This window comes from Flavobacterium gyeonganense, from assembly GCF_029625295.1.
Taxonomy (GTDB): Bacteria; Bacteroidota; Bacteroidia; order Flavobacteriales; family Flavobacteriaceae; genus Flavobacterium; species Flavobacterium gyeonganense.
Map to the genome: position 1 here is coordinate 1,533,000 of NZ_CP121112.1, position 12,333 is coordinate 1,545,332.

9 protein-coding genes are annotated in these 12,333 nt (G+C 37.0%); 2 read left to right on the forward strand and 7 right to left on the reverse strand.

Annotated elements, in window-relative coordinates; genetic code table 11:
• Window positions 1-62 precede the first annotated feature (62 nt).
• The 3 genes from P5P89_RS06640 to P5P89_RS06650 form a co-directional block, all read right to left on the reverse strand.
• Window positions 63-1,643, reverse strand: a complete 1,581-nt coding sequence (locus P5P89_RS06640; RefSeq protein WP_278011255.1) for a sodium:solute symporter — start codon at window positions 1,641-1,643, stop codon at window positions 63-65.
• Complete coding sequence (locus tag P5P89_RS06645) at window positions 1,640-2,704, reverse strand: Gfo/Idh/MocA family protein (protein WP_278011256.1); 1,065 nt, start codon at window positions 2,702-2,704, stop codon at window positions 1,640-1,642. Before P5P89_RS06645 ends, P5P89_RS06640 begins: the two co-directional genes overlap by 4 nt.
• A 139-nt stretch (window positions 2,705-2,843) precedes the next feature.
• The gene (locus P5P89_RS06650) at window positions 2,844-5,357 is read right to left on the reverse strand and encodes an L-rhamnose mutarotase (RefSeq protein WP_278011257.1); all 2,514 of its coding nucleotides are present in this window, start codon (window positions 5,355-5,357) and stop codon (window positions 2,844-2,846) included.
• Window positions 5,358-5,764: 407 nt separating this feature from the next.
• Here P5P89_RS06650 and P5P89_RS06655 point away from each other — a divergent pair, with 407 nt between their 5' ends.
• Window positions 5,765-7,453 carry a glycoside hydrolase family 28 protein gene (locus P5P89_RS06655; protein WP_278011258.1) on the forward strand — a complete coding sequence of 563 codons (1,689 nt, stop codon included), beginning with the start codon at window positions 5,765-5,767 and terminating at the stop codon, window positions 7,451-7,453.
• A 70-nt stretch (window positions 7,454-7,523) separates the two neighbouring features.
• Window positions 7,524-8,732, forward strand: a complete 1,209-nt coding sequence (gene pelA, locus P5P89_RS06660) for a pectate lyase (protein WP_278011259.1) — start codon at window positions 7,524-7,526, stop codon at window positions 8,730-8,732.
• A 60-nt stretch (window positions 8,733-8,792) separates the two neighbouring features.
• Here pelA and P5P89_RS06665 read toward each other — a convergent pair whose 3' ends face one another.
• Genes P5P89_RS06665 through P5P89_RS06680 form a run of 4 tightly spaced genes read right to left on the reverse strand, consistent with a single transcriptional unit; the run spans window position 8,793 to window position 12,318 of the window.
• Complete coding sequence (locus P5P89_RS06665) at window positions 8,793-9,626, reverse strand: amidohydrolase family protein (RefSeq protein ID WP_278011260.1); 834 nt, start codon at window positions 9,624-9,626, stop codon at window positions 8,793-8,795.
• A gap of 5 nt (window positions 9,627-9,631) precedes the next feature.
• Window positions 9,632-10,429, reverse strand: a complete 798-nt coding sequence (locus tag P5P89_RS06670) for an SDR family oxidoreductase (RefSeq protein WP_278011261.1) — start codon at window positions 10,427-10,429, stop codon at window positions 9,632-9,634.
• A gap of 19 nt (window positions 10,430-10,448) precedes the next feature.
• Window positions 10,449-11,462, reverse strand: coding sequence for a zinc-binding alcohol dehydrogenase family protein (locus P5P89_RS06675; protein WP_278011262.1), 1,014 nt, complete (start codon window positions 11,460-11,462; stop codon window positions 10,449-10,451).
• 1 nt (window position 11,463) lies between these two features.
• Window positions 11,464-12,318, reverse strand: a complete 855-nt coding sequence (locus tag P5P89_RS06680) for a fumarylacetoacetate hydrolase family protein (protein WP_278011263.1) — start codon at window positions 12,316-12,318, stop codon at window positions 11,464-11,466.
• Window positions 12,319-12,333 lie beyond the last annotated feature (15 nt).

The window sequence follows — 12,333 nt, forward strand, 5'->3', positions numbered from 1 at the left end:
TAAAAACAAAAAACCTGCTAGAGTAAAATCTAACAGGTTTTTTTGTTTTGAATAAATACTATTTAATTCCCATTAAAAACCAAATACAAACTCAAAATCACCAGACCCAATACAGCGAATAAAATCTTCACACGCTTACTGGTTTTCGGAATATCCGTTTCATCTGAAAAATTAACTTCCGGATTTTTATCGGTTAATGAAATAATCACTGCAGCAATTAAAAGCACAGCAAAAATGTAAAAAGAAATCAATAAAAAGTGTGGCCAAACCGGGTATTTATCGGCTGGAAAAATCCATAAGTATAAAACCCCAACAAATAAACTAAAGGCTGAACCCCAGGACAAAGTAGCGTTTACGGCTTTTTTTGTGGTGCGTTTCCAGAAAACACTCAATAAGAAAACAACCGATAATGATGGCGCAAGGAAACCTAAAACCGCCTGAAAGATGTTGAACAAATTCTGTCCTTTGATATTGTCAATCGCAATGGCAATCAGGATCGCAAACACACAGCCTGCACCAATGGTCAATCTTCCGATTTTGATCTGTTCTTTTATAGAAGCTGTCGGATTCATTTTCTTTACATAAATATCATTCGTGAAAACGGTACTCAATGCATTCAATGACGAACCAATTGTTCCTACCAAAACGGCAATCATGACACAAATCACCAAACCGTTCATTCCGCTTGGGAATAAATTGGTCACCATGGTCATATAAGCCAAATCGGAGTTTTCACCCAATTCAGGAAACAAAACAGAACACAGGATGCCCGGTAAAATAAACAATGGCAAAGCCATTACTTTTAGCCAGCCTATGAAATTCACACCCAATTGTCCTTGTTCCAGATTTTTAGCTCCCAAAACACTCTGCACCATCGATTGATCGGTACAGAAAAATGCTACTGCAGCCACAGGATATCCCAATAAAATAGCAGGCCACGGATAATGAGCATCATCGGCAGGCTGTACCAAATTCCAGAAATTAGAAGGTGTTTTGGCAATCAAAGCTTCTATTCCGCCTACTTGTTGCAAACCTAAATAAGATAAGGTAAGTGAAACGACAATCAATAAAATCATCTGGAAAACATTAACTTTGGCAATGGCTTTTAAACCTCCGGCATAAGTAAAAATTCCGGAGAATATCACTAAAACTGTCACACTCTGCCACATCGGAATTCCCAAAATTTGGCGTACCAAAATTCCTCCACTAAACAATCCCAACGACAGCCAGCTTACTAAAATTTTCACCATCGCATACCAGGCTAAAATCGTCTGTGTACTGTCGCCATAACGTTTCCCCATATATTCGGGCATTGTACTGACTTTGCTGGCAATATATCTTGGTGCAAAAACAATTGCTAAAAGCAATAAAAATACAAAAGCATACCATTCGAAATTTCCGGCTACAATTCCGGTGGCATAACCAATACTCGCAAAAGCCAATAAAGAAGAAGGTCCGACATTTGTACCCCACATATTGAATCCGATGTTGTACCAGTTCAAGGAATTTCCCGCCATAAAAAGCGTTTCGTTCTTCTTGCTTTGCTTCACGCTCACCACATACCCAATGACCAATAAAATCACCAGATAGGCCGCAACAATCATAAAATCTAAGGTCGTTAACTTATCGTAGATGCTGTTCATAGTCCGTATTCGTTAAGGACGTCAGCAATTTTTACTGGCAGACCGGTTTGTAATGATTTATCCATTGCCTGTAATAATGCCACGGTTCCGATGCCTTCTTCCATATTTGGATAGGCTTCAAAATTCTGCTCGATACTATCCACAAAATATTCCAAGTAATTTTGATATTCGCCGCCGTGATGACTCTGCCCTTCAAAACGGAAATAATATTTTATAGTGCTGTCACCCCAGGTAACTACTTTTTCTTCTCCGGTTTTATCTGTAACCGCATAACGCAATTCGTGATAATCGGCCTGGCTTGCTCCTTCTGTTGCTCTTAAAATTGTGCTCATTCCACTGTCTCTTTGAGCTGGCTGTGTTGGCGAAGTATAGACACCACTCACTCGGGCAATTCTGCCATCTGTCGCTTTAAAGATAAAATGCATCGTATCTTCGTTTTTTAAGCCTGCAACAGCCCCGTTACTGCTGATCATTCCATACCCCATTACTTCCTGAATATTTGGAAGATACCAACGAATGAAATCTACAGGATGACTTAATCCACCGTACAGCCATTTGAAAGACTGCAATAATGACCATTCTTTTTTCAAAAACCATCTGTGGTCTGCGTGATATTGAGCTTCAATCGTAATTAAATCACCTATTAATCCGGCTTCATAATCGGCTCTTTGTCTTTTGGCCGGTTCGAAGAATCTTGAACTTTGTCCGATGAAAACCTTTTTACCGGTTGTTTTGCTTAATTCCAATAGTTCTTTGGCATCCGAAAGGTCATCGATAAACGGTTTGGTACACACTACGTGCTTTCCTGCCAGCAAAGCCTGCTTTACGTGTTGAGCATGCAGATGGTCCGGCGTATAAATAGCGATGATGTCAATGGATTTATCGTTTAATAAATCGTCGTAATTGGTTGTGTACGAATGAAAATCGAACTCTTTGCCTCTTTGTTTACACAAGTCTTCATTTGTGTCACATATTTTGACAAGCTCTAATTCTGAACTTTCTATAGCGGCCGACATTGTGCTTCGTCCTTCTCCAAGTCCTAAGATGGCTATTTTTAACATTGGTCTTATTTTAGGTTTTTGATAGTTATTTTTTTTCGCCACGAATTCACGAATTATTTTTTTAAAATCTTTACGAATTAATTCGAATAAATAATCGCAAAGATTTTAAAAAAATAATTCGTGAATTCGTGGCTAACTTTTATTTCGTTTCTACTTTTTTAAGAAATATCCAGGTTTCATCGGGTTTTGCACCTTCGATTCCGGTTTGGTATTTTTTCATAAGGGCATTCCAGTCATTTACTCTTGGATTATTTTCTGTTGTTTTTGGATTCAGTTTATCCAGATTTTCTCCTTTCGGGATACTGATCACCAACATCAATTGCCTTCCGTTTTTGAAAACCTGTAACTGCTGGAAATCGGCATTGCAGAAACCTTTGGCAATTTCCGGCCACTTTTCGAATTGGGTGGTGTGGTAATCTACATATTCTTTTTGCAGTTTTTCGTCTTCTACTAAATTCGCAGTAAGTACGACATTATCCCATTCGGATGCTACTTTAGCCTCTTTACATCTTTCGAAATTCTGAAAATCATACACCGGATTTTCGTAAATTTTAATTTCCAATTTCGGAAAAGCCAAAGCCAGTTTTCTTTTCGTTCTTTCAGGCTGATTCATCAATCCGTAAATAACCAGATGATTTTCCCATTGGTACAATTCTTCACCAACAATTCGGAAACCTTTTATCGTCGATTTGATTTTTTCGATATCCAGATCTTTTCCAATTAATTCAATGGCTACCGATTTTGGCATTTCCTGTAATCCCCAGGCTTCGTCAACAACCACTTCTTTAGCCACTAAACTGTTGTATGGAGCACGTATTCCAGCGTTTTCTTTGATTTTTGGATCAACAAAAGCATAATTATCCTGCCAGATATTTCCTTTCGGACCATTATTATTTTTTAATATTTTCTGAATCGGAATCCAGTTGTTTTTAATCGTAAAACCCTGGCTTCCTTCATCGGTATACAGATATAACCATAAAAATGGATCGTGCGCATAAGGACTGTTGTACACTTTATCTATGTAGTTTTCTTCAATTCGGCTGTCCGCCTGCGCTGAAAGTGTATAAATTCCAGCTACATCGTGCAAATGTTTGGCATAATGATGAATTTTATTCGCCAATATTTTATTGTTACGCATTACGTTTTCAGTATATGTCCAGCCCCATCCCATTGAAATTCCGCTGTAGGCTACATCCGAAATTTCGTTGTGTTCGATAGTCAGATTTTTTATAAAACCGGCTGCAATTCCCAAGCATCCCCAATCTTCGTTGGCTACGTTGGTAATTAAGTTATCCGAAATCAATTCGTCTGAACAAACTATTCTTTCATCTTTTACAGTATAAGGCAAATGTGCTTCGAAAGATTCTTCGGAGAAAACACCCAAATTAATTCCGTTGCCACCAATGTCTCTGAATAGATTTCCTTTAACAATATTGTGATTCGTTCCTCTGTGCAAATCCAAACCTGTAGATGACAAATGTTCAAAACTACAAGATTCGAAAAGTGTATTATTGGCATAATTTACCTCAACAGCTGCTCTTGGTCTTCCCACCCAGCCCTGATTTTCTAAACTCGCCTGATTTGGAGTTCCCGAAATTTTTAATTTATAGGCATCCAATAAATACATTCCCGCCTGCAAAGGCACATGACCTTGTTGTGAGGGACGAAGCCAGTTGCTGTATTGGAATGAAATTCCTTTAAAATTAAAATGATGTACCGGAGTATCTAAAGTACCTTCCATTTTTACCAAATTTTCTAAAACCGGTGCAGTTACTTTAGCAGAAGCCAAATCTTCACCTTTTCTTGGAATGTAATAGATTTTACCTTTTTTTCTGTCTAAAAACCATTCTCCAGGCTCATTCAGCATTGAAATTCCGTTGTTTAAATAGAAAGCTGAATTTCCGTTATTTTTAGAAATCCACGGAGCCGGCCAGGGGTGCTCGCTCTGGATTCGGCTTTCAGGCTGCTCGAAAGAAAGTCTCGCACTGTCTTTTTTGATTTCGATATTTTTAATTCGGAGATTGGCAATCGCCCACCATTGTACGATGAACATTTCCATTCCCGGTTCAAACTTAACTGATTTGTTTTTGAAAGGAATCCAGCAGGTTTCGGTTGCTGCATCCCAGGAAAGGATTCTGTCCATTTGGGTCCCTGCAGTACTTTTGGCTCTCACTGCTTTTTTGCCATTCACCCATAACTGACGGTAATTGATAATTTCACCTGCCTGCTGAGGAGCGTTGGCTTCCCAAATTGTTCCTGTTTTTAAACCGTTTATGGCAAGTGTTGATTTTTTCCAGTTTTTAATTTCGATACCTCCGCTTAATATTGGTTTGGCATTAGCATCCGCTTCAATGGTCGTCGGACTATCGGCTGTTCCGGAATCTTCAGGTCTTATAAATAAAGGTTCGTTTAAATAATACGTTCCGTTCGTTACAATAATACGGATTCCGTCTTTAATGGATGGATCTTTCAGACGGCGTAGTTCTCTGGCTTTTCGCACGGCCATCTGAACAGTTGCCAGCGGACTAGATTTCGTACCTGTATTAGTATCTTTCCCTTGTGGAGAAACCCAGATTTCAGCAGCACTTAATGAAAATGTGGAAATTGTTATTAATAACAGAATTAGAACTTTTGTATAGGAATTTAAACGCATTTTTTTCTTTTTTGAGGTAAATCTGGAAAGGTTATATATTTCTTAACAGTATAAGACTTGCAAATAAATGTGTTTTTCACACTTTTGCCGGATGACGGGTACAATTTAACAGAACATAAAAATATAAGTATCCTGCACACTCCTGTATAGCTTAAAATATATCCTATAGTATTTTGCATATTAAACAATATCTGTAATTCACCTTAGTTACGAATAAGAATACTTTATAATCAGTATTAAATTAAATATATTGTTAATATTTTTTATAAATTTGTGTAATCGATTACATTATTGTATTTTCGTTTTTTTATGAAACTTATTTTGCAATTTGTAAAAAAAGTATTATCAAGATAAATATATCATATTATTTTGATATCAAAATCTAAACTTTAACTAATTCAATAAGAATGAAAACTAATCTAACACAATTTTTCCGTATGCTATTGGCTGTTGTGACCATTAGCTATGCAGGAAAAGCAGTAGCCCAAAAGTCTAAATCCAATGGTACTTACGACAACATTGAATTTAAAATGGCAAAAGTCAATGAACCAAAAATTCCGAAGAACATTGTAAATCTTAAAGACTTTGGCGCTGTAAACGGAGGATATGTTTTAAACACAAAAGCTTTTGAAGATGCCATTAATGCACTTTCAAAAAAAGGAGGTGGAAAATTAATCATTCCTCCTGGAATCTGGTTAACAGGTCCAATCATTCTAAAAAGTAAAATAGAATTGCATGCACAAACCGGTGCTTTAATCAAATTTTCACCGGACAAGAGTTTATACCCAATAATTGAAACCAGCTTTGAAGGTTTGAACACCTGGCGTTGTATTTCTCCACTTTACGGGAAAAATCTTGAAGATGTTGCCTTTACAGGAAATGGTGTATGGGATGGTTCAGGCGAAGTTTGGAGACAAGTCAAAAAAGCAAAATTAACAGAAAGCCAATGGAAGAAATTTGTCGAATCAGGCGGTGTCCTTAACGAAAGTAAAACGAGCTGGTACCCATCTGAAACTTTCATGAAAGCTTCTGTAGGAGCAGATCAGAATGTACGTCTGGATTTAAAAACTAAAGAAGATTTTGAAAAAATTCATGATTTCCTTCGTCCGGTATTGGTGAGTATTCAAAACAGTAAAAGAGTATTATTTGACGGACCTGTATTTCAAAATTCCCCGGCATGGAATATTCATCCTTTAATGATTGAAGATTTGATAGTTCGAAATATAACGGTTCGTAATCCTTGGTTTTCACAAAACGGAGATGGTCTTGACGTAGAATCCTGCAAAAATGTAATCGTTGAAAATTCAAGTTTTGATGTGGGAGATGATGCTATCTGTATCAAATCAGGAAAGGATAAAGACGGTCGTGACAGAGGTGTTCCCTGTGAAAACATCATCATAAAAAACAATATTGTGTATCATGGTCATGGTGGTGTTACGGTAGGAAGTGAAATGTCCGGAGGCGTAAAAAACATGCACGTTTCGAATTGCACTTTTATGGGTACTGATGTGGGGCTGCGTTTTAAAAGTAACCGTGGACGAGGTGGGGTTGTAGAAAATATTTTTATTTCTGACATTTTCATGACCGATATTCCCTCTCAGGCGATTTCATTCAATCTTTATTATGGAGGAAAATCCATTGCTGAAACTTTGGAAGAAGGTGGTGCGAAAATTGTCAATCAAAAAATTCCTGTAGATGAAAAAACGCCTCAGTTCAAAAATATTTCGATAAAAAATATAACAATCAAAGGGGCGCAACAAGCTGTATTTTTACAAGGACTTCCTGAAATGAACCTGGAAAATATTGAAATTTCTAATCTGATTGCAAAAGCAGAAAATGGATTTACTATTGTTGATGCTAACGGAATTAAAATTCACAATGCAAAACTAGATATTGAAAAACCAAATGTAATTGATATTTACAACGGTAAAAACATGTCGTTTAAGGATATTGAATTCAATTCTACTTCATCTAAAGCCATTACTATAAATGGCGAAGAGACTCAGAACGTAGAATTTGTTCCTTCAGCGAATTCAGATTTTGCCAAAAAAACGGTGATTGGAGAAACTGTTCCAAAATCTGCGGTAAAACTATAGTTAATTAAACCATTATCCTTCAGTTGTGTCTAAGTTCAAACTAAACACAACTGAAGTTCATCAAATTACTATGAAAACATCACAAAGTCTGTCCAGAAATAAGAGTTTATTATTTGGCATCCTACTCACCTCTTTTTCGTTTCTTTATTCAGGCGCTCAATCTGAAAAAGACAAAAAGACGACTGTAATCAGTACAAAACCATTTAGCGACAGTATGAATCACTGGTATGGTATTGCTGATAAAAACAATATTGTAAATCCGATTCCGAATCAGCCGAAATATGAAGAATCCGAATACACCAAAATTGCGGATAACATCATCTATTTTCAGAGAGATAATGGCGGATGGCCAAAAAATTATGACATGCGTGCTATTTTGACAACTGAACAGATAAATGATATTGTAGGTTCAAGGTCAGTTTTGCATACCACTTTTGACAACGGCACCACTTATACTCATGTCTATTATCTGGCGCAGGTTTATACACTGACTAAAATAGAAAAATACAAAACAGCCTGTCTGAAAGGTATCGATTTTATTTTGGAAGCCCAATATCCTAATGGTGGATGGCCTCAATATTATCCACTGGAAAAAGGATATAGCCGTCATATTACTTTTAATGACGGTGCCTATATGGGGATTATGAATTTGCTGGATAAAATAGTACAGAACGATCCTAATTTTAGTTTTATAGATGCTGAAACAAAAAGCAAAGTAAATACAGCTTATGAAAAAGGAATTGACTGTATTTTAAAAACACAAATTTCTGACCATGGAAAACTTAGTGCCTGGTGCCAGCAGCATGACGAGGTAACTTTACTTCCGGTATGGGCGAGAAAATTTGAACCGCCAAGTGTCAGTAATGCAGAAAGTGTTGATATTGTCTTATTTTTAATGAAAATTGAAAATCCGAGTGAACAGGTTATAAGAGCGGTACAAAGTGCCGTTAAGTGGTTTGAGGATTCTAAAATATACAATACCAGAGTAGAAACTTTTGAAGCTCCGGAGATGGATTCAAAATTCAAAAAAATTAAAGATGACCGACGTGTGGTAAACGACCCTACAGCACCACCAATCTGGACCCGTTATTACGAATTAGGAACAGGAAAACCTTTGTTTTGTGACAGGGACAGTGTATACTTGTATTCATTAGCAGAAGTAAGCCGCGAACGCCGAACAGGTTATGCCTGGTATACCTACAATCCTGAAAAAGTATTGAAAAAGTATCCCGAATGGCAGAAAAAATGGACTCCTGAAACAGATGTTTTAAAAAAATAAAAACATAAAAAAAGCGTGAATTTAAATATTTCACGCTTTTTTACTTTCACTACTATTCTTCTAATCATTCAGTTTATAGAATGATTTTGCATTTTCAAACCAAAACTTATTTTCATTCTCAACTGAGAAACCAGCCAGATAATTCTCTATGGTTTTGACTAAATTAGTATAATCAGAAGCTACATTACAAACCGGCCAGTCGGAACCGAACATTAATTTATCCGAAGAGAAGTTTTCAAAAATCACATCCAGATACGGTTTTAAATCGGATGGTTTCCAATTGTTCCAATCGGCTTCCGTCACCATTCCGGAGATTTTGCATTTTACATTTTCGAATTTTGAAATCTCCTCAATTCCTTTTTTCCATGACGCAATCTCACCCGATTTTATATCCGGTTTTGCAATATGATCAATAACAAAAGCCTGTTTCGGAAAAGTTTTTACCAAATCAATTGCTGCCGGCAATTGACGATGAAAAATCAAAATATCGTAGGTAAAGTCAAACTCTTTTAAGGCTACGATTCCGTTACGGAATTCCTTTCCGAACATAAAATCATCCGGTTCTCCCTGCACAACATGTCTGAAACCTTTTAGCTTTTCAAATTGAGAAAAATGACTCAATCGCTCTGAAATATTTTCAGCTCTTAAATCAACCCAGCCCACAACTCCTTTTATGAAATCATTTTTTGAAGCGAGATCCAGTAAAAAAATGGTTTCTTCTTCAGACTGACTTGCCTGAACCGCCACGCATCCGGAAAATTGATTTTCTGAAAGCAATGGCAACAAATCTTCGGGTAAAAAATTCCTTTGGATCTTTTTCATAGAATCATAAATCCAGCTATCCCTAACCGGATCAAATATCCAAAAATGCTGATGGGAGTCAATTCGGTTCATAACAATTAATTTACATCACTGATTAAAGCACGATCTAAGTGTACATAACCTCCATCAACAAAAACAAATTGTCCTGTAGTGTGAGAAGAACGATCTGAAATTATAAATAACGCAGTGTCTGCAATTTCTTCTGTTTTGGTCATTCTGCTTTCAAACGGAATACTTTTATTGATTTTTTTCAAAACTGTTTCGCCATCCGGTAATGTTTTGATCCAGTCCTCATAAGCCGGAGTATAACTTTCTGCAATAATAATAGCATTCGATCGGATTCCGAACTGAATCAAATCTACTGCCCATTCTCTGGTCAGTCCAAGAACGCCGCCTTTTGCAGCAGCGTAACCTGAAGTTCCGCCCTGCCCTGTAAGAGCTACTTTTGAACCAATATTTAAAACATTTCCTTTTGATTCTTTTAGATACGGAAGTGCATATTTCACCATTAAAAAGTAACTCACCACATTCAGTTTTAAAGAATCCATGAATTCTTCATAACTGGCATCTAAGCCTGCACCATCATTAACTCCAACATTATTGATGACAGCATCAATTCTGCCGTATTTTTTCGCAATCTCAGCAACTGCTTTTTCCATCTGGACAGGATCAGTCACATCCGTTTGTATAAACAAAGAATCGATTCCTTTTTTCTGAAAAGCTTCCGCATAACCAAAGCCTCTGCTGTTTCTGTCAACCAAAACCGGAATAGCACCTTCATCCGCTAATCGATTGATGATGGTCTCACCAATACTTCCTTCTTTTCCAGCCGATCCTGAAACGACTACAATTTTACCTTTTAAATGTAAATCCATAATATTATATTTTTCAGAATTAATTTAATTCTATAATTGCTTTGATAGTATTGTTTTTCGGATCAATCCATTTTCCAAATTCACTGATCATATCCTCAAAATCAGCTCTGTGTGTAATGTATTTTTTTGGATCGATTTTACCTTCTTTCAGACATTTCATTACATATTCAAAATCTTCGATGGTCGCGTTTCTGCTACTCATCAAAGTAGATTCTCTTTTATGGAAATCCGGATGACTGAAACTCAATTCTCCTTTTTGAAGTCCGACTAAAACAAATCTTCCACCATGCGAAATATAATTGAAAGCACTGTTCATCACCTTTTGATTTCCGGTAGCATCAATGACAACATTTGCCATATCTCCATTGGTCAGTTCAGCCAATTTTGCAGCTACATCATCATGCAAAGGATTGATAGTTTCATCAGCCTGAAGTGCTTCTTTGCAAAAGTTAAGACGGTATTCGTTGATATCCATCACAATCACTTTGGCTCCCGCAATTTTCGCAAACTGAATCAATCCTAATCCAATGGGCCCTGCACCCATTACCAAAACGGTATCGGTTGCTTTTACAGCCGCTCTTCTTACTCCGTGTGCTGCAATTGCTAATGGTTCAACCAAAGCCAGTTCGTCATAATCCAAACCTTGTCCGTGCAATAAATACTGCTCCGGAATCGTAACATACTCGGCCATTCCGCCGTCAATATGCACGCCGAAGACTTTGATATTGGCACAACAATTAGTCAGACCATTTCGACAGGCAACACATGTTCCGCAGCTGAAATAAGGAATAAACGTTACTTTATCGCCCGGCTCGAAACCTTTGGCATTTCCTTTTATATATTCAGCAGCCAGTTCATGGCCTAAAATTCTTGGGTATTCAAAATAAGGCTGTGTTCCTCCAAAAGCGTGAATATCGGTTCCGCAAACTCCTATTCTTCTAATTTTCAAAAGTACTTCTCCCTCTTTTGGTTCCGGCATTGGTTTTTCTTTGATTAGAAACTCCTGCGGTTTTTCGCAAACAATATATTTCATTTTATTTAGAATAAGCTTTAGCTACTTGTTTACTTGAACCCAAACCGTCCATACCCAATTCGATAACGTCACCCGGTTTGATATAGATTGGATCCGGCTTAATTCCTAATCCAACTCCCGGAGGTGTTCCTGTACTAATGATATCGCCAGGAAGCAAAGTCATAAACTGACTTAGGTAATGCACTAAAAATGGAATTTTGAAAACCAGATTAGAAGTATTACTGTTTTGGAATTTCTTTCCGTTAACTGTTAACCACATTGGTAAATTATTCACATCGGCAATTTCGTCCTGCGTAGCCAAAAACGGTCCAAGAGGTGCGAAAGTATCACAACCTTTTCCTTTTGCCCATTGTCCGCCCATTTCGATTTGAAATGCTCTTTCACTGTAATCATTCAATAAAGCGTATCCTGCAACATAATCCAAAGCTTCTGCTTCTTCTACATAACTCGCTTTTTTACCCACTACAAATGCCAATTCGATTTCCCAGTCTGTTTTTTCACTGTTTTTTGGGATAACCAAATCATCATTCGGACCGCATAAAGAAGTCGTTGATTTAAAAAAGATAATTGGTTCTGTTGGAATTGGAGCACCTGTTTCATGACAGTGATCTACATAATTTAATCCGATACAGATTATTTTTGAAGGTCTCGCAACCGGAGATCCCAAACGAACATCTGCACTCACTTCCGGTAATGTTGGATTACTTTCTAATGCTTTTTTTAATTTTTCCAACCCATTATCTTCGAAAAAAGCTTCGTTAAAATCCGTTACAATGGAAGAAACATCATATCTTTTTTCTCCAATAATAACTCCCGGTTTTTCTTGTCCGGCTGCTCCAAAACGTATTAATTTCATTTTTTATATTTTTAA